This window comes from Actinocorallia aurea (assembly GCF_054783995.1).
Genome location: NZ_BAAGPQ010000021.1, coordinates 91,155 through 114,521 on the forward strand (window position 1 = coordinate 91,155; position 23,367 = coordinate 114,521).

At 72.0% G+C, this 23,367-nt stretch carries 17 protein-coding genes; 8 read left to right on the forward strand and 9 right to left on the reverse strand.

What is annotated here, in order from left to right; genetic code table 11:
- Positions 1-4 precede the first annotated feature (4 nt).
- Genes ACYVOM_RS25465 through ACYVOM_RS25485 form a run of 5 tightly spaced genes read left to right on the forward strand, consistent with a single transcriptional unit; the run spans position 5 to position 5,157 of the window.
- Positions 5-2,320: a TY-Chap domain-containing protein gene (locus tag ACYVOM_RS25465; protein ID WP_460306015.1), complete on the forward strand. Its 2,316-nt coding sequence runs from the start codon at positions 5-7 to the stop codon at positions 2,318-2,320.
- Positions 2,321-2,686 carry a hypothetical protein gene (locus ACYVOM_RS25470; RefSeq protein ID WP_460306016.1) on the forward strand — a complete coding sequence of 122 codons (366 nt, stop codon included), beginning with the start codon at positions 2,321-2,323 and terminating at the stop codon, positions 2,684-2,686.
- Positions 2,687-2,739: 53 nt separating this feature from the next.
- Positions 2,740-3,498 carry a LamB/YcsF family protein gene (locus ACYVOM_RS25475; protein WP_460306048.1) on the forward strand — a complete coding sequence of 253 codons (759 nt, stop codon included), beginning with the start codon at positions 2,740-2,742 and terminating at the stop codon, positions 3,496-3,498.
- A complete protein-coding gene (gene pxpB / locus ACYVOM_RS25480; protein ID WP_460306017.1) occupies positions 3,498-4,100 on the forward strand; it encodes a 5-oxoprolinase subunit PxpB in 603 nt (200 codons plus the stop codon). Before ACYVOM_RS25475 ends, pxpB begins: the two co-directional genes overlap by 1 nt.
- Positions 4,101-4,110: 10 nt before the next feature.
- Positions 4,111-5,157: a DNA glycosylase AlkZ-like family protein gene (locus ACYVOM_RS25485; protein WP_460306018.1), complete on the forward strand. Its 1,047-nt coding sequence runs from the start codon at positions 4,111-4,113 to the stop codon at positions 5,155-5,157.
- 9 nt (positions 5,158-5,166) lie between these two features.
- Here the strand turns inward: ACYVOM_RS25485 and ACYVOM_RS25490 are convergent, their stop codons facing one another.
- From ACYVOM_RS25490 to ACYVOM_RS25500, 3 genes are all read right to left on the reverse strand, one after another.
- Positions 5,167-6,018, reverse strand: coding sequence for a 5-oxoprolinase subunit C family protein (locus tag ACYVOM_RS25490; protein ID WP_460306019.1), 852 nt, complete (start codon positions 6,016-6,018; stop codon positions 5,167-5,169).
- 45 nt (positions 6,019-6,063) lie between these two features.
- Entirely contained in the window at positions 6,064-8,343 is a 2,280-nt protein-coding gene (locus ACYVOM_RS25495) for an AAA family ATPase (protein WP_460306020.1), read from the reverse strand.
- A 253-nt stretch (positions 8,344-8,596) separates the two neighbouring features.
- Positions 8,597-9,301 carry a ribonuclease HII gene (locus ACYVOM_RS25500; RefSeq protein WP_460306021.1) on the reverse strand — a complete coding sequence of 235 codons (705 nt, stop codon included), beginning with the start codon at positions 9,299-9,301 and terminating at the stop codon, positions 8,597-8,599.
- A 285-nt stretch (positions 9,302-9,586) separates the two neighbouring features.
- Between ACYVOM_RS25500 and ACYVOM_RS25505 the strand changes: the two genes are divergently transcribed.
- Complete coding sequence (locus ACYVOM_RS25505; protein ID WP_460306022.1) at positions 9,587-10,450, forward strand: oxygenase MpaB family protein; 864 nt, start codon at positions 9,587-9,589, stop codon at positions 10,448-10,450.
- A gap of 69 nt (positions 10,451-10,519) precedes the next feature.
- Here ACYVOM_RS25505 and ACYVOM_RS25510 read toward each other — a convergent pair whose 3' ends face one another.
- The 3 genes from ACYVOM_RS25510 to nrdR form a co-directional block, all read right to left on the reverse strand.
- Complete coding sequence (locus ACYVOM_RS25510) at positions 10,520-11,407, reverse strand: MerR family transcriptional regulator (RefSeq protein ID WP_460306023.1); 888 nt, start codon at positions 11,405-11,407, stop codon at positions 10,520-10,522.
- Positions 11,408-11,953: 546 nt separating this feature from the next.
- Positions 11,954-14,800: a vitamin B12-dependent ribonucleotide reductase gene (locus tag ACYVOM_RS25515; protein WP_460306024.1), complete on the reverse strand. Its 2,847-nt coding sequence runs from the start codon at positions 14,798-14,800 to the stop codon at positions 11,954-11,956.
- 138 nt (positions 14,801-14,938) lie between these two features.
- Complete coding sequence (gene nrdR, locus ACYVOM_RS25520) at positions 14,939-15,394, reverse strand: transcriptional regulator NrdR (RefSeq protein ID WP_460306025.1); 456 nt, start codon at positions 15,392-15,394, stop codon at positions 14,939-14,941.
- A gap of 412 nt (positions 15,395-15,806) precedes the next feature.
- Between nrdR and lexA the strand changes: the two genes are divergently transcribed.
- Complete coding sequence (gene lexA, locus ACYVOM_RS25525; protein WP_460306026.1) at positions 15,807-16,478, forward strand: transcriptional repressor LexA; 672 nt, start codon at positions 15,807-15,809, stop codon at positions 16,476-16,478.
- 111 nt (positions 16,479-16,589) lie between these two features.
- On the opposite strand, the gene ACYVOM_RS25530 is transcribed toward lexA, so the two are convergent.
- Together ACYVOM_RS25530 and leuS are read right to left on the reverse strand one after the other, a co-directional pair.
- The gene (locus tag ACYVOM_RS25530; RefSeq protein WP_460306027.1) at positions 16,590-17,315 is read right to left on the reverse strand and encodes a nucleotidyltransferase family protein; all 726 of its coding nucleotides are present in this window, start codon (positions 17,313-17,315) and stop codon (positions 16,590-16,592) included.
- A gap of 96 nt (positions 17,316-17,411) precedes the next feature.
- Positions 17,412-19,883, reverse strand: a complete 2,472-nt coding sequence (gene leuS / locus ACYVOM_RS25535) for a leucine--tRNA ligase (protein WP_460306028.1) — start codon at positions 19,881-19,883, stop codon at positions 17,412-17,414.
- Between the two features lie 324 nt (positions 19,884-20,207).
- Here leuS and ACYVOM_RS25540 point away from each other — a divergent pair, with 324 nt between their 5' ends.
- Positions 20,208-21,752: a long-chain-fatty-acid--CoA ligase gene (locus tag ACYVOM_RS25540; RefSeq protein WP_460306029.1), complete on the forward strand. Its 1,545-nt coding sequence runs from the start codon at positions 20,208-20,210 to the stop codon at positions 21,750-21,752.
- 39 nt (positions 21,753-21,791) lie between these two features.
- On the opposite strand, the gene ACYVOM_RS25545 is transcribed toward ACYVOM_RS25540, so the two are convergent.
- A complete protein-coding gene (locus tag ACYVOM_RS25545) occupies positions 21,792-23,339 on the reverse strand; it encodes a GMC family oxidoreductase (RefSeq protein WP_460306030.1) in 1,548 nt (515 codons plus the stop codon).
- Positions 23,340-23,367: the final 28 nt, after the last annotated feature.

The following is a 23,367-nucleotide window of genomic DNA, read 5'->3' on the forward strand; positions in this document are numbered from 1 at the left end:
CGCCATGGACTGGGGAGAATTCGCCGAACGGCTGGCCCGTGAACTCGCCGGGCTCGACTCGCACATGGTCCTCGTCGTCCACCGGCGCACCGAGGGCAGCCACTACGTGCAGGCGTTCCGCACGGGCGACCTGCTGCACGCCGAGGCGGTCAGCAGCTCCGTCCTGGGCGCCGCCCTGCGCTTCGACCCCGTCGCCGAGGACAGGCTCGCCGACCTCGGCTGGCAGCGGCCGGAGACCTTCGGCAACTGGACCTACGACCTCTCGTTCTCCTCGCCGCCCGACTCCTTCCGCGAGGTGGCGACCCTGATGACGATCGCCCTGCGCGACGTGCAGCGGGCGGACGGCCCGGAGGACCTCGCCTACGAGTCGTTCCGCGGCGGCGTCTTCCTGGAGCTGACGGAGTTCGGCATCGAGCCCGCCGAAGCCGGCAGGGCCACGGAGAAGCACGTCCCGCCGCCTCTGCCGGACGTCCCGCCCCGGCTGGCGGCGGTGCCGCCCGTCCAGGACCCCTTCCCCGAGGCCTCTTTCCCTGCGTCCTCCCGCCCGGAGAATCCCGTTTTCCCGGAGAACCCCGCCGCGGGCTACCGCGATCCGTACGGGGACGTCTCCTGGGCCGACCCGCACCCGGACTCCCCTCCGGCGCCGCCCTACCGCCCGGAGGACGACCCGCTGCTCACGACGGCCGACACCGCGCACTTCCCGGCCGTCCCCTCCGACGGCGACCCCTTGGCGACCCGCGTGGGTCCGTCCACTCCGCCTCCTCCCTCGCCGCCGGAGTCCGGCCCCTCTACGGGCGCCTACTCCCTGCCTCCCCTGCCCCCCTTCGACGACGACCCCCTCACCTCGGGATCGTTCAGCGTCCCCCGGGAGGACCCCTACGGGATGCCGTCTTACGGGGGAGCGGCCGACAACGACGACCCGCTCACGTCGGGGTCCTTCTCTTTCCCGCCTACGAGGCCGCCGGCGCGGGACGACGATCCGCTGACCTCCGGATCGTTCTCCTTCCCATCGCGTACGGGCCCCTCCGACAGGGCCGCGGAGGACGACCCCCTCACGTCGGGTGCGTTCTCCTTCCCGCCCGCCGCGCCCTCGCAGGACGACCCGAGCTCGTCCGGGCCGTACTCGTTCCCGCCGGTCACCGACGACCTGTACGCGCGTCCGCCTTACGGTGACGATGACCCCCTCACCTCCGGGTCGTTCACCTTCTCCCCGCCCCCGGCCTCCCCGCCCTCGGCGGACACCGGTGGGCCCGCCGCCGACATGCCGCGCCCGTCCGGTCCCGAGGACGACCCGCTCACGTCGGGGGCCTTCGCCTTCCCGGCCCCGTCGGGAGACCCGGGCGTCACCATGGCCGACCGCGGGCCCACCGCCGAACGCCCCGCAGACTCCGGCGAGGACACCGCGCGGTTCGCCGCGGTCTCCGACGGGCCCTCCCCCGCCGGGGACACCCTCGCCGACATCCCCCGGCCCGACGGGCGTCCCACCGCCGGACAGGGCGGCGCCGCGCCCGCCGGAGACGTGCCCGTCGCGGGCGGGCCGGCCAGGATGCCCAACCGGACGGCGGTGCGCCTCGCCGAGGCCAAGGCCAACGGCGACAGGGACGGCTACCTGAACGTCCTGCAGAGCGCCGAGTTGTACGTCACGGGCACCGTCATCTACTCCGACGGCGTGTACCTCAAGGCCTACACGTCGCCGCCTGAGGAGCCGCACGCGACGGCCGAGCTGCGCGCCCTGGTCGCCGACTGGCCTCAGCCGCACTGGCAGCTCGCCGTGGACGACGGACTCCCCAGCGCCGGATACCTGGACTCCCTGACGCTCGCCCGCCTCTCGGGCGGCGTCTCCTCCCGGCTCGTCATGCAGAAGGTGCTTCCGCACCCGCTGGTCGTCCACTACCTGGAGGGCGGGTACGACCGCGTGGCCGGGTACGTCCACCGGGTGGCCGACGTCCTGTCCCTGACCACGCCCAAGCTGCTGTACGCCGCGCTCGGCCTCGGCCACGGGCGGTCTTCCAGCTTCTCCCCGGACGACGACGCGGTGCACGTGCTGCGCTGGCACTCCAGGTTCGGCGGTCCCCTGCGCACCCCGTTCGGCGGCGCGGACGAGGAGGCGATGCGCCGCATGCCCGGCGGGTGGGTGGTCGAGCATCCGCCGTTCGAGGGCAACGGGTTCGCGCCCGGCCTCGGCACGGCGATCCCCGAGTTCAAGGTCGACAGCCAGCGGCTGCCGCACGGCGCCGAGATCTACCGGTTCGACAGGTCGGGCCGCAGGGTGCTGGTCGCCCTGTTCGACGCCGACGGCACGCGATGGGCGGCGGTGTAGGTGCGCGACGGATATTTCGCCACATGGCACGGCGAGGAGTTCGCCTGCGCGCCCGGCGAGGGCGAGGTCCGGCTGTACTCGGCCGACCCGCGGGTCGGTTTCGTCGCCGCGGCTCCGGGCAGGTTCGTCAAGGTCGTGCCCGCGTGGGAGGTCGACCAGCTCAAGTACGTGGTCACCCGCTGCGTGTGGCGCGACGAGCCGTTCCTCATCATCGGGGAGCATGACGGCTGGCTGCGGGTGGAGTACACCGGCGGCAGCGCCCCGGCGGCCGAGGCGCTCGGCCTGGAGTACTTCGACCGGGGCGTCTACCAGGCGTGGGCTCCGGTCACGGAGGTGGGCCGAATCCACGAGGAGGTGTACGGGTGAGCGACAGGCTGGTCGCGGGACGGGCCGTCGAGCTGGGCAGGAGGCCCACCGTCATGGACCTGCGGACGATCGACCTCAACGCCGACCTCGGCGAGGGCTTCGGCACGTGGCAGCTGGGCGACGACACCGCGCTCCTGTCGGTGGTGACGAGCGCCAACGTCGCCTGCGGGTTCCACGCGGGCGATCCGCTGATCATGCGCACGGTGTGCCGGGCCGCGCAGGCGCGCGGGGTCACCGTGGGCGCCCAGGTCTCCTACCGGGACCTCGCCGGGTTCGGACGCCGCTCGATGGACGTGCCGTTCGAGGAGCTTTCCGCGGAGATCCTCTACCAGCTCGCGGCCCTCGACGGGATCGCCCGGAGCTGCGGCACCCGGGTCTCGTACGTGAAGCCGCACGGCGCGCTGTACAACCGGGTCGTCCACGACCGGGAGCAGGCCATGGCCATGGCCGAGGCGGTCCTGTCCTACGACCCCTCGCTGCCCGTCCTGACGCTGCCCGGGTCGGTCCTGGCCGAGGTCCACGACGACCTCCAGACCATCGCCGAGTGCTACGCCGACCGCGCCTACACGCCCGAAGGGACCCTGGTCTCCCGGCGCTCGCCGGTCGCCGTCGTCCGGGATCCGGAGAAGGTCGCCGCGCGCGCGGTGCGCATGGCCGTCTCCGGGGAGGTCGAGGCGATCGACGGGTCCGTCGTGCCGGTCTCGGCGCGGTCGATCTGCGTGCACGGGGACACCCCGGGCGCGGTGGAGCTGGCCCGATCGGTCCGGCGCGCGCTGACCGACGCGGGCGTCCAGATCATCCCGTTCGCCTGATGGAGATCCGGCCCGCGGGCGACCGCGCGCTGCTGATCGAGACCGGCGCCCCGCACGCACTGCGGGCCGCGATCGCCGAGGCCGGGCTCGCGGGCGTCGCCGAGATCGTGCCGGGCGAGCGGACCGTCCTCGTGGTGTTCACCGGGCCCGTCGGCGACGCGGCCGGCCGCATCGCCGCGCTGGAGGCCGGCGCGGCCGAGGCGCGGGGGCGGCTCGTCGAGGTGCCCGTCGTCTACGACGGGGCCGATCTGGCGGAGGTCTCCGAGCTGACGGGACTGCCGGTGGCGGAGGTCGTCCGGCGGCATTCCGCGGCCGAGTACACGGTGGCCTATCTCGGGTTCTCTCCCGGTTTCGGCTATCTGACCGGGCTGGCGGAAGCACTCGTCCTGCCCCGCAAGGCCACCCCGCGCACCTCGGTGCCCGCCGGATCCGTCGCGATCGCCGGCCCCTACACCGCGGTTTACCCGTCGGCGTCGCCGGCCGGCTGGCATCTGATCGGCCGCACGGACCTGCGCCTCTGGGACCCCGACCGCGAACCCCCGTCGCTGCTGGAACCGGGCGACCGGGTGCGGTTCCGCGAAAGTGTCGGTGGCGTCGCGTAGCGTCGAACGCATGATCGAGACGACATGGAGCCGGGTGCTGGCCTGGCGGGCCCACCGGCAGTTCCTCTCCGGGGGCGGGCCCGCCGATCCCGTCGCACTCGCCCGCCGGCTGGCGGGGGTGCAGGCGCAGGTCGCCGCGAGCGCGGCCACCGCGCTGCGGATCCGGGGCGCGTCTCCCCCGGGCCCCGCCCTGGCCGCCGGAACGCTGCTGAAGACCTGGGCGATGCGCGGCACCCTGCACCTGCTGGAGCGCGAGCGCGCCGCGGCGTTCCTGGCCCTGTGCGCGACCGTGCGCACCTGGGAGAAGCCGAGCTGGACCAGGACCTTCGGCGCCACCCCCGCCGAGCTGGAGGCCCTGGCGGAGGCCGCGCGGGAGGCGCTCGCCGGCGGCGCCGTGCTCACCCGCGAGGAACTCGTGGCGGAGATCACCGGGCGCACCGGCTCGGCCCATCTGAGCGAGGCGCTGCGCAGCGGCTGGGGCGCGCTGCTCAAGCCGCTGGCCTGGTGGGGCGTGCTCTGCCACGGCCCGGCCCGCGGCTCCCTGGTCACCTTCACCGCGCCCCGGCTCGGGGATCCCCCGCCCGTCGCGGAGGCCGCCCGGACCGTGATCGGCGAGTACCTCGGCGCGCACGGACCGGCCACCCCCGAGATGTTCGACGCCTGGCTCACCCGCGGCTCCAGCCGCAAGGGCGAACTGCGCGCCTGGTTCGCGGCGGCCGCCGACGGCCTCGCGGAGGTGTCGGTGGACGGCGTGCCCATGCGGATGCCGGCCGGCCAGGTCGCCTCCCTCCTCGACGGGCCGCCCGCGCCGAAGGTCGTCCTGCTCGGCGCGTTCGATCCGTACGTCCTCGGGGCGGGCACCTCGTGCGCTGCCCTCATTCCCCCCGAGCGCCGGGCGGAGGTCAGCCGGACGGCGGGCTGGATAGCGCCCGTCGTGCTCCACGAGGGCCGGGTCGCGGGCACATGGGATCCGCAGACCAAGGAGACCTCCCTGTGGGAGCCGGTCCCCTCCCCCGCGCTGCGGGAGGCGCTGCGGGCCTGGCCCGCAGAGCCCTGAAGGCGCCGCTCAGCCGGTGCGGCGGAAGGTCACCTCGTCGCCCGGGCGCAGCTGGGCTGCGTGTCCCAGGTCGGCCTCGGCCACGACCGCGATCACGGGGTAGCCGCCCGTGGTGGGGTGGTCGGCGAGGAAGAGGATCGGCTTGCCGTCCGGCGGCACCTGGAGCGCGCCCGTCACCATGCCCTCGCTAGCCAGCTCGCCCTCCCGCGAGCGGGCGAGCACCGGGCCGTCCAGCCGCACCCCGACCCGGTTGCTCTTGTCCGTCACCGTGTAGCGCGCGCTGAGCAGGGTGCCGAGCGCGTCGGGGGTGAACCAGTCGGCGCGCGGTCCGGGGATGACCCCGAGCACCGGCGTGGCGGGCAGGAGCGGGCGCGGCGCGAGGTCCACCCCGTCGAAGCCCCCCACCACCTTGCCGACGGGCAGCGTCATGCCTTCGGTGAGCGGCTCCGGGCCCAGGCCCGACAGCAGGTCCGTCGACCTGCTGCCGAGCACCGGCGGCACCGCGATGCCGCCGCGCACGGCCAGATAGCTGCGCAGGCCCCGCTCCGGAGCCCCGAACCGCACCACCGCGCCGCCGGGCACGAAGCACGGGCCGTCGCAGGCCTGGCCCCGCCCGTCCACCGCCCACTCCAGTGGCGCGCCCGTGACCGCCACCCACGCCGAGCGCACGAACCGCAGCCGCGCGCCGCCGAACGTCAGCTCCAGGCCCGCGGCGTCCTCCGGATTGCCGACCAGGCGGTTGGCGAGCGCCAGGCTCTCCCGGTCCGCCGCGCCCGCCTTCGGCACGCCCAGATGGGCGAGGCCCGTCCGGCCCAGGTCCTGCACCGTCGTCAGCATTCCGCCCGCCAGCACCTCGATCATTGGCGAACGGTACAACGCCCGGGTGCGGAAGGCCGCACAGGCACCTCACTCGACGCCGCGGATGTCCCCCTGGGTGAGCGTCGTCAGGTCGCCGGTGGTCGGCGCGGACAGCGCCGAGACCCGCACGTCGCGCGCCGCGCACGACCGCTCGTAGACGGTCCTGGCGAAGCGCGCGTTGCCGAGCGCGTCGATCGCGCCCTGACCGCAGGCGCGCTGGAACACCAGCGCGAGGTCGTCCAGGGCCTCGTCGGCCCAGTGGTCTCCGTTCTCGGCGGCGTGCGACACCGCGATGCGCAGCAGCTCGTCCGGACCGTAGCTCGGGAACGGCACCCGGGTGTCGAAGCGCGAGGCCAGCCCCGGGTTGGCCGCGAGCAGCCGCTCCATGTCCCGCGGATAGCCCGCGAGGACGATCACGAGCCTGTCCCGGTCGTCCTCGGCGCGCTTCAGCAGGGTCTGCACCGCCTCGTGGCCGAACGCGTCGCCGCCGGAGTACCCGGTGCCGATCAGGCTGTAGGCCTCGTCGACGAACAGCACCCCGCCGAGCGCGGAGTCGATCACCCGGTTGGTCTTGAGCGCGGTCGCCCCCAGGTGCTCGCCGACGAGGTCCGCGCGGGAGACCTCCACGACGTCGGGGCGGCTGAGCAGGCCGAGCGCGGCGAAGATCCGGCCGAGGACCCGTGCCACCGACGTCTTGCCGGTGCCCGGAGGGCCGGTGAAGACGAAGTGCCGCATCGGCGGCTGGGCGGGCAGCCCCTGGGCCGCGCGCAGCCTCCTGACCTGGAGCTGCGCGGCGATCTGGCGGACCTGGAGCTTCACCGGCTCCAGCCCGATCATGCCGTCGAGCGACCCGATCGCCTCCTCCAGGGTCGGGGTCTCGGCGTAGCCGCGGTAGCGGGCGGTCAGCTCGTCGTAGGCGACCCGGACGTCTTCGGCCCGGATCGTCACCAGTTCGGCGGCCGAAGGATGCGCGCTGCGCGAGACCACGCGCAGGTCGCGGGCGCGCGAGGCGCCCTCGGCGAGCGAGCGGACGAAGCGGCCGTTGCCGAGCTGGTCGACGATGCCGCGGCGGCGGACCTCCTCGAAGCACGCGGCGAGGTGGTCGAGCGCGTCGGCCGAGAGGCGGTCGCCGCGCGCCTCGGTGTGGGTCCGGCAGATCTCCAGCAGTTCCCCGGGAAGGTAGCTGGGGAACAGGACGCGGGTGCCGAACCGGGAGGCCAGGCCCGGGTTGGAGTCCAGGAACCCCTCCATCTCCGCCTCGTAGCCCGCGAGGATGATGACGAGGTTGTCCCGGTCGTCCTCGGCGCGCTTCAGCAGCGCCTGGACCGCCTCGTTGCCGAACCTGTCGGCCTGGCCGTCGCCCGCGTTGACCAGCGAGTACGCCTCGTCGACGAACAGCACCCCGCCGACCGCGGAGTCCACCACCTCGTTGGTCTTGATCGCGGTCGCGCCCAGGTACTCCCCCACCAGGTCGGCCCGGTGGACCTCGACGACCCGGGCCGAGGGCAGCAGCCGGAAGGCGTAGAAGATCGTGGCGAGGGTGCGGGCGACCGTCGTCTTGCCCGTGCCCGAGGGCCCCGCGAAGACGAGGTGCCGCAGCGGCTTCTCGATCGGGACCCCTGCCTCGGCCCGCAGGTGCGCTGCCTCGATCGAGGCGGCGATCGAGCGGACCTGCTGCTTCACCGGCTCCAGCCCGATCATGTCCTCGAGTTCCGCGAGCGCCGCGGCGACGGACGGTCGCGGCTCCTCATGGGGCGGGCGCGGCACGGGGACGACGGGCGGGGGCTGCGGCGGGGGCAACTGCGGCACGGGGGCCCGCACGGGCACGGGCGCGGGGGCGGCCTCCTCGACCCAGCCCGAGTCGTAGGAGTCCGCCGCGACGACCCGGCGCGCCCTGTCCCACCGGTAGGCGAGCACCAGGACGGCGCCCGCCCAAGCGGGACCGGCGTGCAGCCGCGGGGCGAGGTCGGCGAGCGCCGTGGTGAGCAGCCCGGCGACGGCCAGCGCCCAGAGCGCGCTCCGCCACGGCACATAGCCGCGCAGCCGCAGGGAGGCCATGGCGACGGGAAGGGCGAGCAGGGCGAGCGCGAGGCCCTGGTAGGCGCCCTCGGGGTACATCCGCGCGAGCGGCACCACGAGGGCGAACCAGCATGCCGTCACCGCCAGCACGGCGGTGCCGGCCGGGGAGCGAAGCGTCAGATCGACCACCACCAGCGCGACGATGGCTCCCACCAAGGTGCTCGGCACCGGAAGTCCCGCCGTCACCGCGACGGTGAGGCAGACCGCCAGCAACAAGATCCCCGCGAGCCGCCTGAGACCAGAGTGCATCCGAAAATATCCGCCGCGTGCGCGCTCGAAAAGGTCCCGCGCCGCTCCCGTGGGCGGGTGGATCACGATTCGTCCCGACGCTCCCATCTTGAACCGACAGCCTGACCGCTGACCGGCCGCGAGTCCAGCGCCACACCCCGCAACCGTGGTTTTCGTCGGCGGGATCACTTCGCAGCCGAAACGTCGGTCGCACCCGTCCCACAGGCACCATCGGATGATCGGCGCAGCGGGGCGGCGAACCGCCCCGGCGCGGCTACAGGAGGCTGAGCTGGCCCTCGCCGGCGAGCGGATCGCGGTGCACCTTGAGGTGCCGCCACTGGGGCAGATCGTCCATATAGGACCAGGAGAGCCTGTGGTGCTCCGTCGGGCCGAGCCGCTCCAGCGCGCCCTGGTGGACGGGCGAGGGATAGCCCGCGCTCTCGGCGAAGCCGTACTCGGCGCCGCCTGGCAACTCCGCCATGTACCGGTCGCGGTGCACCTTGGCGAGGACCGAGGCGGCCGCGACCGTCACGGACCGCTGGTCGGCCTTCACCTCGGTGCGCACCCGCCACGGGGCGCCGAGGAAGTCGTGCGCGCCGTCGACGATCACCATGTCGGGGCGTTCGGGAAGGGCTTCGAGCGCGCGCACGGCGGCCTTGCGCAGGGCGGCGGTCATGCCCAGTTCGTCGATCTCGCGGGGGGAGGCCTCGCCCAGCGCCCAGCCGCTCAGCCAGCCGGGCAGCACCTCGGCGAAGGCGGCCCGGTGCGCGGCGCTCAGCAGCTTGGAGTCGGTGAGCCGCACCGGCGGGCGCCTGCCGCGGGGCAGTTCGGGCGGCGCGGTGAGGTCGGCGACCGCCGCGCAGACCACGACGGGCCCCGCCCAGGCGCCGCGGCCCACCTCGTCGATCCCCGCGACGCGGGTCGCGCCCGCGGCGCGCAGTTGTTCCTCGACCTCGTATCCGGCAGCCACGCGGGCCATCATCCCAGGCCCGCGGACGGGGCGCGGCTCGGCCGAGCGGGGCGGAAGAAGGTCGGAAGCGGGAAAAGGGGGCGTGGACACCCACGCCCCCTCACATAACACCCGGAACCGTAGCGCGCCATGCACGGTGCCGCGTCGCGCGCCATCCTATGACGGCTACGGCATGCCATTGGGAGAGAACACTCCGTAATGGCATGGAAGTGTGACGCGCACCATGTTGCAAGTGCTCACTTACTGCGAGACCGTAAGTCCGTCCGGAGCCGCCCCACCCCGGAGGGACCCCCCATGACGAGCCCCGTCTCGCCCCTGCCGAAGGACCAGCCCATCCCGGAGGACGGTCCCGTCCCGCGCGCGGTCCAGGCGACACTGAGCTGGTACGCCATGGCTCTCGGCCTCCCCAATGTGCTGATGCAGCTGTCCAACCTCAAGGTCGGCTACGGCGTCGCGGAGAGCCGGGTGGACAGCGGACGGCTCGACAAGCACCCGATCAAGCGCCTGCGCACCACCCTCACCTTCCTCGTCGTCGCCACCCACGGCACCGCCGCCGAGCGCGCGTTCATGCGCGAGGAGATCAACCGCGCGCACCGGCAGGTCGTCTCCAGGCCCGGCGACAAGGTCAAGTACAACGCGTTCGACCGCGAACTCCAGCTCTGGGTCGCCGCGTGCCTCTACAAGGGCACCGAGGACATGATCAACGCGCTGGAGCTGACCTTCACCGACAAGGAGTGGGAGGAGCTCTACCAGCACTCCTCCCGCCTGGCCACCAGCCTCCAGGTCCCGCGCGACATGTGGCCCGCCGACCGCGAGGCCTTCGCCAAGTACTGGAACGACTCCCTGGGCTCGCTGACCACCGACGAGTACACCCGCGCCTTCCTGCGCGACCTCGCCGGCCTGGAGTTCCTGCCCGGCCCCGTCGGCGCCGCCCTGGGCCCGCTCTCCCGCTTCATCTGCACGGGCTTCCTGCCCCAGGAGTTCCGCGACGAACTGGGCCTGCCGTGGAACAAGCGGTCCCAGGCGCTGTTCGACAGGTTCGTGCACGCCTCCGCGACCCTGAACCGCGCCCTTCCGCCCGTCGCGCGCAAGTTCCCCTTCAACGTCTACCTCTGGGACTTCCGCCGCCGCATGCGGCTGGGCCGCTCCGTCGTCTGAGACCCCTCCGAGCCGCCGGGGGCCGAGCCCGGCGCCGAACTCTCCCCGGCGCCGGGCTCTTCACCTCGCTCACCCCTGCGCGCGCAGCGCCTCGATCACCCAGGTGAACGCGGGGACGGCCGCGGGCTGCGGCAGCCGCCCGTTGAGAACGCTCAGCAGCTGCCAGTACCGCTCGACGCGCGCGTCCGCGAACGTCTCCAACTGCTCCGCGATCCGCGCGCGGACCCCGGCCGGGGTGTCGGCGGGCACGATCCGGGCCAGAACGTCCCGTCCCTCCGCCGAGTCCGGCGCGACGCCCTCGGCCAGCGCCCTCCCCGCGTGCTCCATCACCGTGTGGTAGTCGGGCCCGTGTTCGAGTTCCTCCTGACCCCGCCCGGCGACGGCCATCTCCCGGACCCGCGCCTTGAAGCCGGGGTCGCCGACGAGCCCTGCCAGCTCCGCCCACGCGTCGACCTGCGCGGCCGTCGGCTCGTCCGGAAGATCCGCGGGCAGCCGCCGCATGCTCTCGGCGATCCCCCGCGCGGGCGCGTCCTCGGCCACGCCCTCGACGATCTCCGCCACGAACTCGTCGATCATCCGCTGCCGCTCCCGCGCCGACAGCCGCGCCAACTCGTGCACCACTCTCATCTCCTCCACCGTGCTCTCCCTCCGGGCGACGGACGAGAGAACGGCCCGCCGCAGCCGCAGCACCCGGATCTCGGCGTCGAGCGCCTTCACATGCGCTCCGGCCACCTCCGCCACGGTCGCACTCCGCGCGAGCACCCGCCGGACCTCTTCCAGCCCGATCCCGAGCCCCCGCAGCGTCGCCACCAGCTCCACCCGGGCGACGGCCTCGGCGTCGAACAGCCGATACCCGCCCCCCGACCTCGCCGAGGCCTGCACGACCCCGGCCTCGACCCAGAACCGCACGTTCCGCGCCGAGACCCCGACGACCCGCGCCACCTGCGCCACGGTCATCCCCTCATCCACGCCCCCACCCTCCACCCGACACCCACTGACACCTCAACCGTTTCTTGAGCACTGTCCAGGAGTGTCCCCCCGGGGTCAGTGCGTCGGTCCCGAACTGTGCTGGACAGACCGGTCCTCTGCTTTCACGCGCCCGGTGGAGCGGCGGATCGTGTCCGCCCTCCAGTCCGGGCCGGGCAGGTTCCCTCACACCCAGGATCACGCCAGTCCTGCTCACTCGACCCCGCGGTCCGGTACCCGCCCGGCACACCCCTGGCGCCCTTCTGCCCGACCGGCAGGCAGAGCCCACAGCCGATCGCGCTGATCGCGGCGGCCAGGGACGCGATATGCGCGGCCTGAGAACGGCGGGCCAACGCCCACTGATCACGAGAGGCCTTGGTGATCGCACCCGCCCACCTCGACCCCGACATCACCTACCGGCAGCCGCTCGACGATCGCCGGGCGCGGCCCCGAGCTCACTCCCGGGGCCGCGGGGCGCTGAGCACGCCGTAGGGCGGCGAAGCCGGTGCTTCGCCGCCCTACGGGTGGTGCGAGGGGTCAGCTGCAGCCGCTGGTGGAGCCGCAGCCTTCGCAGACGTAGCAGGAGCCTGCGGGGCGCATGTTGGTGCCGCAGGTCATGCACATGGGGGCGTCGGCGGTGCGGCGGCCGTGGGACTCGGTCGCGTCGACCGGGGCCGACTGGATCTGGATGACGGGCGGGGCCGCCACCGCGGGCTGGGCCGGGGCCTGGTCGACCGGGGCCGACTGGGCGAGGGCCTGGACGTCCTCGGCGGTGTGCAGGGACGCCGGGTCCTCACCGGACACCTGCAGGGCGCGCTCCTCGGCCGAGAAGATGCCCAGCTCGGCGCGGGACTCGTACGGCAGGTGGTCCAGCGCCAGACGGCGGAAGATGTAGTCCATGAAGGACGTCGCCATCCGGATGTCCGGGTCGTCGGTCATGCCCGCGGGCTCGAAGCGCATGTTGGTGAACTTCTCGACCCACGTCTCCAGCGGCACCCCGTACTGGAGGCTGATGGAGATGGCCATGGAGAACGCGTCCATGACGCCCGCAAGGGTGGAGCCCTGCTTGCCGAGCTTCAGGAAGACCTCGCCGAGCCCGTTGTCGGGGTACGACGAAGCCGTCATGTAGCCCTCGGCGCCCGCGACGGAGAAGCGCGTGACCGTCGCCGGACGCTTCTTCGGCAGGCGCCTCCGCACCGGACGGGCCGGGGCGGCGGGCACGGCGGGAACCGCCACGACGGGAGCGGCCACCGCGGCCGGCTCCTCCTTCTTCTTGGCGACCGACAGCGGCTGGCCGACCTTGCAGTTGTCGCGGTAGATGGCGAGCGCCTTGAGGCCCATCTTCCAGCCCTCGAAGTACACCTTCTCGATGTCCTCGACGGTCGCCGTCTCCGGCATGTTGACGGTCTTGGAGATCGCGCCGGACAGGAACGGCTGGGTCGCCGCCATCATCCGGACGTGGCCCATCGGGCTGATGGACCGCTCGCCCATCGCGCAGTCGAACACCTCGTAGTGCTCGCGCTTGAGGCCCGGGGCGTCGACGATGTGGCCGTGCTCGGCGATGTAGCCGATGACCGCCTCGACCTGCTCCTCCTGGTAGCCGAGCATGCGCAGCGCGCGCGGCACCGTGTGGTTGACGATCTCCATGGAGCCGCCGCCGACGAGCTTCTTGAACTTCTTCAGCGCCAGGTCCGGCTCGATGCCGGTCGTGTCGCAGTCCATCATCAGGCCGATGGTGCCGGTCGGCGCCAGGAGCGAGGCCTGGGCGTTGCGGTAGCCGTTCTTGTCACCGAGGCGCAGGCACTCGGCCCACTCCCGGGTGGCCTCGGTGTGGATCGCCTTGTCCATCGCGTCCAGGGTGCGGACGTGGTCGTTGGCGGCGGCGTGCTTGCGCATGACGCGCTTGTGCGCGTCGGCGTTGCGGGCGTAGCCGTCGTACGGGCCGACGGCGGCGGCCAGCTCGGCCGAGCGCCGGTAGGCGGTGCCCGTCATGAGCGAGGTGATCGCCGCGGCGATGGACCGGCCGCCTTCGGAGTCGTAGGCGTGGCCGGTGGCCATGAGCAGCGCGCCGAGGTTGGCGTAGCCGATGCCGAGCTGGCGGAACGCCCGCGTCGTCTCAGTGATCCGCTCGGTCGGGAAGTCGGCGAACGTGATCGAGATGTCCATCGCGGTGATGATCAGCTCGACGAGGTCGCGGAACGACTCGACGTCGAAGGTGTTGTCCTCGCGCAGGAACTTCAGCAGGTTGATGCTGGCGAGGTTGCACGAGGAGTTGTCCAGGTGCAGGTACTCCGAGCACGGGTTCGAGGCGGTGATCCGGCCGGTCTCCGGCGAGGTGTGCCAGTCGTTGATCGTGTCGTCGTACTGAATGCCGGGGTCGGCGCACTCCCAGGCGGCCTGGGCCATGAGCCGGAAGAGGTCCTTGGCCTTGATGGTCTCGATGACCTCGCCGTTGAGCCGGGCGCGCAGCCCGAAGTCGCCGCCGGTCTCGACCGCGCGCATGAACTCGTCCGAGACGCGGACGCTGTTGTTGGCGTTCTGGTACTGGACGGAGACGATGTCCTTGCCGCCCAGGTCCATGTCGAAGCCGGCGTCGCGCAGGGCCCGGATCTTGTCCTCTTCGCGGGCCTTGGTCTGGATGAACTCGGCGATGTCGGGGTGGTCGACGTCCAGGACGACCATCTTGGCCGCCCGGCGGGTCGCGCCGCCCGACTTGATCGTCCCGGCGGACGCGTCGGCGCCGCGCATGAAGGAGACCGGGCCGGAGGCGGTGCCACCGGACGACAGGAGCTCCTTGGACGAGCGGATGCGCGAGAGGTTGACCCCGGAACCGGAGCCTCCCTTGAAGATCACGCCCTCTTCCTTGTACCAGTCCAGGATCGACTCCATCTGGTCGTCCACGGACAGGATGAAGCACGCGCTGACCTGCTGCGGCGACTTGGTGCCGACGTTGAACCACACCGGCGAGTTGAACGCGAAGACCTGGTGGGCGAGCGTGTACTTCAGCTCGTGCTCGAAGATCTCGGCGTCTTCCTCGGTGGCGAAGTAGCCGTGCTCGCGGCCGGTCTCGGTGTAGACCCGGACGACGCGGTCGATGAGCTGCTTCAGGCTCCACTCGCGCTGCGAGGTGCCGACCGCGCCGCGGAAGTACTTGGTGGTGACGATGTTGGCCGCGTTGACCGACCAGAAGTCGGGGAACTCCACACCGCGCTGCTCGAAGTTGATCGAGCCGTCCCGCCAGTTGGTCATGACGACATCACGGCGTTCCCAGGTGATCTCGTCGTAGGGGTGCACCCCGGGCTTGGTGAAGATTCGGCGCATCTTCAGCCCCTTGCGCACCGTGGTCTTGCCACGACGAGCCGGTCCGCTGACCGTCTCTGTCATGTCTTCCCCCTTCATCTGGGCCCTCCCGCAAGGGCCCTTGCTCGCACATGACGGATCACGCCCTCCGCCGGATGAGCCGGAGGGGGCGTGGGTGTTTGCTGTGCGCTCGCGTCAGCTACAGCGCGTTCGCCGGCTTCCTCATTCCGGCGGCGTGGTCCGACGCAGAGCGTTGATCTCTTTCTCGAAGTCGTCGAGCGACTCGAATCCCCGATACACCGAGGCGAAGCGCAGATAGGCGACCTCGTCCAGCTCCTGCAGGGGCCCCAGGATCGCCAGTCCGATCTCGTGGGACTGGATCTCCGCGGAGCCGGTCGCCCGGATGGCCTCTTCGACCCGCTGGCCCAGCAGGGCGAGCGCGTCCTCGTCGACCGGGCGGCCCTGGCAGGCCCTGCGCACCCCGGCGATGATCTTCTCCCGGAGGAACGGCTCGGTCACGCCGCTGCGCTTGGCCACCATCTGGAGCACGTTCTCCTGAGTGGTGAAGCGCTTGTTGCACTCTGGGCAGGAGCGCCTGCGGCGGATGGCGGCACCGTCCTCCGTGGACCTGCTGTCTATGACGCGGCTGTCCGGGTTACGGCAGAACGGGCAGTGCACGTCCGTCTCCTTCCCGTTCCTCCGGCGTCAACCATTCACCGACAGAACACAAGCTGTGGTGAACTACATCCGTGTAACTACTAGATGTTGTGGTCCCTAAACCTAGGCCTATGATCTTGGCAACGCAAGCCGAAAGGGCCCCGTGCGTTGTAGCGCCCGTCACGTACCGGCCACCGGCGTGTCGAGTGGCGATCTTCGACCCCGCACCCGCACCCCTCGAATGCAGATTCGATAGAACGGATGTACGATGGTGGTCGCGGACACGCTAACGTTCAGATCTGTGACGCTATGTGGTGGCGGATATGCGGCGACGGAATGTGGCGACGCTCCGTGTCGGAGCCGCGCTCCACGGGCGGCGAAGACTGGCCAAGAGCAAGCAAGCCAACTCGTGCACGAAGGAGGGGAAGGCGCCATGAGCAAGGTCTCCCAGACACCTGAGGAACCCCTGGACGAAGGCGGCCTCACCCAGCGCCAGCGCATGGTACTTGAGGTGATCCGGGACTCGGTCCAGCGCCGCGGCTACCCGCCGTCGATGCGCGAGATCGGCGAGGCGGTCGGCCTGACCAGCACGTCCAGCGTCTCCCATCAGCTGCGCACCCTGCAGCGCAAGGGCTTCCTGCGCCGCGATCCGAACCGCCCGCGCGCGGTGGAGGTCCGGATGCAGGGTAAGGCGGGTCCCGTTGACGGCGAGGCCGCCGCGCGCGGCCCTGAGCCCGCGTACGTGCCCCTCGTGGGCCGGATCGCGGCCGGTGGCCCCATCCTGGCCGAGGAGTCCGTCGAGGACGTCTTCACGCTGCCCAAGCAGCTCGTCGGCGAGGGCGAGCACTACCTGCTGAAGGTGCAGGGCGACTCGATGATCGAGGCGGCCATCGCCGACGGCGACTGGGTGGTCGTGCGCCAGCAGCCCGACGCCGACAACGGCGACATCGTGGCGGCGATGATCGACGGCGAGGCCACGGTCAAGACGTTCAAGCGCAAGGACGGCCACGTCTGGCTGCTCCCCCAGAACGCGGCCTACGAACCGATCCCCGGTGACTCCTCCAGCGTCCTGGGCAAGGTCGTGGCGGTCCTCCGCAAGATCTGAGGAGCGGCCCGGCCGCTCCGCGCGGCTCCGCCCCGTCCGCGACGCCGGCGGGGCGGGGCCGCACTCCCGGCCCGCTCCTGCGCGCCCGTGCCCCGCCGCCCGCCCGGACGATCAGGCGGCCCACTCCAGGTGCCGGAGTTCCCGGTTGGCGCACCAGAGGTCCCTGGCGCTGTCGATCGCGCGCCAGTAGCCGTCGATCTCGTAGGCGGCCAGGCGCCCCTGCACGGCGAGCCGGGGGAACATGACGTGCTCGTGGTCGCCGAGGTCCGGCAGCAGCGCCGCGGCCTCGGGGCCGAAGAGCTGGACCCCCGCGTTGACCTTCTGCGGCAGCACCGGCGCGGTCTCGAAGCCGCGCACGGTTCCGTCCGCGGCCACGTCGACGATTCCGTAGGAAGTGCGCAGCGCGGCCACGCCGAGGGTCGCCGCGGCTCCCGACTCCGCGTGCCGGGACGCGAGGTCCGCGAGCGGGAAGCGGGTGACGATGTCGCCGTTGAGCGCCAGCCAGGGCGCGTCGGGCAGCGGCAGGGCGCGCGCGGCGTACTTGAGCCCGCCGCCCCGCCCCAGCGGCCTGTCCTCCACCACCACGGTCACCTCCAGCGGCAAGGTCCTGCCCAGCAGGTGCCGCTGGAGCACGTCGGCGCGGTATCCGCAGGAGAGCACCACGTGCTCCACCCCCTCGTCGGCCAGCCAGGCGAGCTGGTGGTCGAGGATCGGCTTGCCGCCGACGTCGACGAGCGCCTTGGGCACCCGGTCGGTGTAGGGCCGCAGCCGGGTGGCGTTGCCGCCGGCCAGGATGACGGCCTGCTTCACCCGCGCTGCTGGATCTGCCTGGGGCACGCTGGGACCTCCGGTTCTCGGGAAGGTCCCAGCGTGCCCGGCCGACGTTACGCGCGGGTGACCCGCCGCCGACGGTTTGTTAAGTCGGCGGGGCGATCAGACGACGATGTTGACGATCTTCGGCGCGCGCACGATCACCTTGCGCACCGTCGCGTCGCCGATCGCGGCCTGGACCTTCTCCGAGGCCAGCGCCAGCTTCTCCAGGTCGCCTTCGGCGATGTCCGGCGCCACCTCCAGGCGGTCGCGGACCTTGCCCTTCACCTGCACCACGCAGGTCACCGAGTCCTGCACCAGCAGCGCGGGCTCGGCGACGGGCCAGGGGACGCGGGCGATGGAGCCGTCCGCGCCGTGGCCGAGCTTCTCCCAGCCCTCCTCGGTGATGTACGGGGCGGCGACCGAGAGCATGATCGCCAGCGCCTCGGCGGCCTCGCGCACCGCGGGGTCGGCCGCGCCGGGGCCGCTGTCGATCGCCTTGCGGGCGGCCGAGGTCAGCTCCATCATGCGCGCGATGGCGACGTTGAACCTGTGCCCCTCGACCAGCCGGGTCACCTCGTCGACGGTCCGGTGGGTGAAGCGCCGCAGGTCGATGTCGCCCGCGGCGAAGTCAACGCCGGGCTCGCTCGCCACGTCGGTCATGACCCGGTAGGCGCGGGCCAGGAACTTCTGGGAGGCGGCCGGGGAGACGTCGGCCCAGTCGACGTCGTCCTCGGGCGGGCCGCCGAACAGCATGGTGAGCCGGACCGCGTCGACCCCGAACTCGTTGATCTGCTGCCCCAGGTCCACGCCGTTGCCGAGCGACTTCGACATGGCCTTGCCCTGGTTGATCACCTGGCCCTGGTTCAGCAGCCGGGTGAAGGGCTCGGTGAAGTCGATCATGCCCAGGTCGTAGAGCACCTTGGTGAAGAACCTGCAGTACAGCAGGTGCATCACCGCGTGCTCGATGCCGCCGATGTACTGGTCGGCGGGCATCCACTGCTTGACCTTGGCGGGGTCGAACGGCCCGTCGGTGTAGCCGGGCGAGGTGTAGCGCAGGAAGTACCAGGACGAGTCCACGAAGGTGTCCATGGTGTCGGTGTCCCGCTTGGCGGGGCCGCCGCACTGGGGGCAGTCGACGTTGACCCAGTCCGAGGCCGCCGCCAGCGGGGAGACGCCCTTGGGGGCCAGGTCCGCGCCGCGCAGGTCGTCGGGCAGGGTGACGGGCAGCTGGTCGTCCGGGACGGGCACCTCGCCGCAGTCCGGGCAGTGGATGATCGGGATCGGCGTGCCCCAGAAGCGCTGCCGGGACAGCAGCCAGTCGCGCAGCCGGAAGTTGACGGTGCCGTGGCCCAGGCCCTTGTCCTCCAGGATGGAGATGATCTTGGAGATGGCCTCGGTCTTGCTCAGCCCGTCCAGCGGGCCGGAGTTCACCAGGCGGCCCTCGCCCGGGGTGGCGGTGCCCGTAGTGTTCGGGTCCTCGGCGCCCGTCTCCAGCACCACCCTGACCGGCAGGCCGAAGGCGCGGGCGAAGTCCAGGTCGCGCTGGTCGTGCGCGGGCACCGCCATGATGGCGCCGTGCCCGTAGTCGGCCAGCACGTAGTCGGCGGCCCACACCGGGATCCGCTCGCCGTTAACCGGGTTGACCGCGTGCACGCCCAGGAAGACGCCGGTCTTCTCCTTGTCGGTGGACAGCCGCTCGATGTCGTTGAGCTTGGCCACCTCGGCCCGGTAGTCCGCCAGCGCCGCCCGCTGCTCATCGCTGACGATCCGCTCGGCCAGCGGGGCGTCGGCAGCGACGACGAAGAAGGTCGCGCCGTACAGGGTGTCGGGGCGCGTGGTGTAGACGGTGACGGGCCCGTGGCCCTCGATCTCGAAGGTGACGTCCGCGCCCTCGGAGCGCCCGATCCAGTTGCGCTGCATGGTCAGCACGCGCTCGGACCAGCCGCCCTCGATCTGCTTCATGTCATCCAGCAGCCGCTGCGCGTAGTCGGTGATCTTGAAGTACCACTGGGTCAGCTCGCGCCGCACGACCGTCGCACCGCAGCGCTCGCACTCGCCGGCCACGACCTGCTCGTTGGCCAGCACCGTCTGGTCGTTCGGGCACCAGTTGACCAGGCCGCCCTTGCGGTAGGCCAGGCCCTTTTCGAAGAACCGGGTGAACATCCACTGGTTCCACCGGTAGTAGTCCGGGTCGCTGGTGTGCAGCCGGCGCGTCCAGTCGAAGGAGATGCCGTAGCGGCGGAAGGAGTTGGCCTGCGTCTCGATGTTGGCGTAGGTCCACTCGGCGGGGTGGGCGTTGCGCTTGATCGCGGCGTTCTCGGCGGGCAGGCCGAAGGAGTCCCAGCCGATCGGGTGCAGGACGTTGTAGCCCTGGTGGAACCAGTACCGGGCGATCACGTCGCCGATCGCGAAGACCTCGCCGTGGCCCATGTGCAGGTCGCCGGACGGGTAGGGGAACATGTCCACCACGTAGCGGCGCTCGCGGGGGTCGGCGGGGTCGTCGCTGGCCACGAAGGTGCCGAGTTCCGCCCAGCGGTCCTGCCACTTGTCCTGGACTGCTCCGGCGTCGTACCGCTGCTCTTCGTCGCTCACTGGGTGTCCTTTTCGGGGTTCGCTGCCTCTAGGAATGAAGAAGCCCCTCGCACATGCAAGGGGCTGCCGCGCCGTCCGGGTCCGCCCGAGTCGTCTGCCGCCGAAGGGGGCACGCTCGGGACCTCGGACCTGTCATCTCGGTCGACGCGACCGACTGAGAAGCAGCCACGATCGCATAGCCCAAGGGTAGCGCAAGAGCAAGAAACTTCGGGTTTTCCGTGCGCCCTGCGCTCTCACCCCTAGATGTGGATCGCGATCCACGGTTGGATGTGGCCACCCCCACATGAAGTTCACTGCCCAGCCCCTGGCGCGAGGAGTAGATCCATGCTCAACCTGTCCGTGCTGATCGAGGACGCGGCCCGCGAGACCCCCGACAGGGACGCGGTCGTCTTCGGCGAGATGCGCCTTTCGTACGCGTTCATCAACACGGTCGCCAACCAGGTCGCGAACCTCCTGGTGGCCCGGGGCATCCGGCCGGGGGACAAGGTCGCGATCTCCTCACCGAACCTCCCGTACTTCCCGATGGTGTACTTCGGCATCCTCAAGGCGGGCGCGGTGGTCGTCCCCCTGAACGTCCTGCTCAAGCCGCGCGAGGTCGCCTACCACCTCGCCGACTCCGACGCCCGGGCGCTGTTCTGCTTCGAGGGCACCCCCGAGCTCCCGATCGGCGAGGCGGGCTACGCGGGCTTCCAGCAGGCCGACGCCTGCGAGCACTTCTTCCTGCTCCCGGCGAACCCGGCCGCCACCGAGCCGGCGATCGAGGGCACCGAACTCTTCTGGGCGGCGCTCGCGGGCCAGGCCTCGACGTTCGAGCCGGTCATCACCGAGGCGACCGACACCGCCGTGGTGCTCTACACCTCCGGCACGACCGGCCAGCCCAAGGGCGCCGAGCTGACCCACGGCAACATGATGATGAACGCCCTGGTCGCCGACGGCCTGTTCGAGAAGACCCTGCACGACACCTTCCTGGTGGCGCTGCCGCTGTTCCACATCTTCGGCCAGACCTGCGTCATGAACGTCGGCGTCTACCGCCGCGCCACCCTCGTCCTGGTGCCTCGCTTCGAGGTCAAGGCGGCGGTGGAGCTCCTGGTCAAGGAGAAGGTGAACGTGTTCGCCGGCGTCCCGACCATGTGGTGGGCGCTGATGACCGACGACACCTCGGCCGAGGACGTCGCCACGATCACCGAGAACCTGCGCGTCGCGGTCTCCGGCGGCGCCGCCCTGCCGCTGGAGGTCATCAAGGGCGTCAAGGCCAAGTTCGGCGCGGACATCCTTGAGGGCTACGGCCTGTCCGAGACGTCCCCGGTCGCGGCGTTCAACCGCCCCGACCGGCCGACCAAGGCCGGCTCGATCGGCCTGCCCGTGTGGGGCGTGGAGCTCAAGCTCATCGACGACGACTGGAAGACGATCGAGGGCGAGGGCCCTGGCGAGATCGCGATCCGCGGCCACAACATCATGAAGGGCTACTACAACCGGCCCGAGGCGACGGCCGAGGCGATCAGGGACGGCTGGTTCCGCACCGGCGACCTCGCCACCCGCGACGACGAGGGCTACTACTTCATCGTCGACCGCTCCAAGGACATGATCATCCGCGGCGGCTACAACGTCTACCCGCGGGAGATCGAAGAGGTCCTCATGACGCACCCGGCCGTCTCCCTGGCCGCCGTCGTGGGCGTCGCGCACGACAGCCACGGCGAGGAGATCAAGGCGTACGTCATCAAGACGCCGGGCGTCGAGGTCACCGAGGCCGAGCTCGTCGCGTGGGGCAAGGAGCAGTTCGCCAACTACAAGTACCCGCGCATCGTGGAGTTCCGCGACGCGCTGCCGATGACCGCCACCGGCAAGATCCTCAAGCGCGAGCTGCGCTAGGCGGCGGCGGGGCCCGGCCCGGCGGCCGGGCCCCGCGCCTCAGCCCCTGATGAGGTCGGCGGCCTTCTCGCCGATCATGATCGCCGGCGCGTTGGTGTGCCCGCGGATGATCCGCGGCAGGACCGAGGCGTCGGCGACGCGTAGTCCCTCGACCCCGCGCACGCGCAGCTCCGGGTCCACCACCGAGGTCTCCTCCACGCCCATCCGGCAGGTGCCGACGGGGTGGTAGAGCGTCTCGGCGTGCGCCCGGATGTAAGCGCGCAAGGCGGCGGGGTCGTCGGCGCCCGTGTACGGCGCGTAAGGCTCGGCCGCGTACGGAGCGAGCGCCTCGGTGGCGAAGAGGCGCTCGGCCTCCTTGATCCCGAAGGCGAGCCGCGCGATGTCGGTCTCGCCGGTCAGGTAGGCGGCGTCGATCGCCGGGTGGACGGCGGGGTCGGCCGAGGCGAGCCGGAGGGACCCGGCGCTGTCGGGCTGGAGCAGCACGACCCCGATGGTCAGCGCGTCGCCGGACGGCTCGCGCAGGCCGTGCTCGACGAACGGGACGGGCGCGAAAACGAGTTCCAGGTCGGGCGCGGGCAGCGCCTCGTCGCTGCGCAGGAACGCCACGGCCTCGCCGATGTTCGAGGTGAACGGCCCCTTGCGCCGCGCGAGGTAGCGGGCGAGACCGCCCACGCTCCCGGCGCTGGCGAGCGTCACCTTGCGCGGGCAGGCGCGCAGCACCGGGACGGACAGGTGGTCCTCCAGGTACCGCCCCACCGACGGGCTGGGGTGCGCCACCTCGATGCCGTGCTCGGCCAGGTGGTCCGGGTCCCCCACCCCGGACAGGAGGAGCAGGTGCGGGGAGCCGATCGCGCCCGCGCACAGCACGACCTCCCGCCGCGCCCTGGCCTCCTGCGCCCCGTAGGCGACGCCGACGGCCCTGCCGTCGTCGATGAGCACCCTGGCGACCTGGACGCGGGTGATGACGGTGAGGTTCGGCCGGTCGAGGACCGGCCGCAGGTACGCGTCGTGGGCCGACCAGCGCCTGCCGCGCCGCTGGGTGACCGGCGTCGGCCCGAACCCCTCGGCGACGGGGCCGTTGACCTCGTCGAGGCGGGTGTGCCCGGCTTCGGCGCAGGCCGCGAGGAACGCCGCGGTGGTGGTGTTCGGGTCGCGCAATTCCTCGACGTGCAGCGGCCCCTCGGTGCCGTACACGCCGCCCGTGTTGGAGCCGACCCTGCGCTCGGCCCGCTGGAAGTAGGGCAGCACGTCGGCGTAGGACCAGCCGGGCACGTCCCAGCCGTCGTAGTCCGCGGGACCGCCGCGCACCCACATCATCGCGTTGATGCTGGACGATCCGCCGAGCACCTTGCCGCGGGGCCAGTACAGCGCGCGGCCGTCCAGGGCGTCCTGCGCGACGGTGCGGTAGGCCCAGTCGGCCTCGGTCCCGAACAGTCGGGGGAATCCCGCCGGGATGCGGAACTCCTTGGCGTCGTCGCCGCCTCCGGCCTCGATGAGCGCGACGGTGACCGCGGGGTCCGCCGAGAGCCGCGCGGCCAGGACGCATCCCGCCGATCCGGCGCCGACGATCACATAGTCGTAGTCCACGGGGGGCTTCCTCCGGGGTGCGGGACGG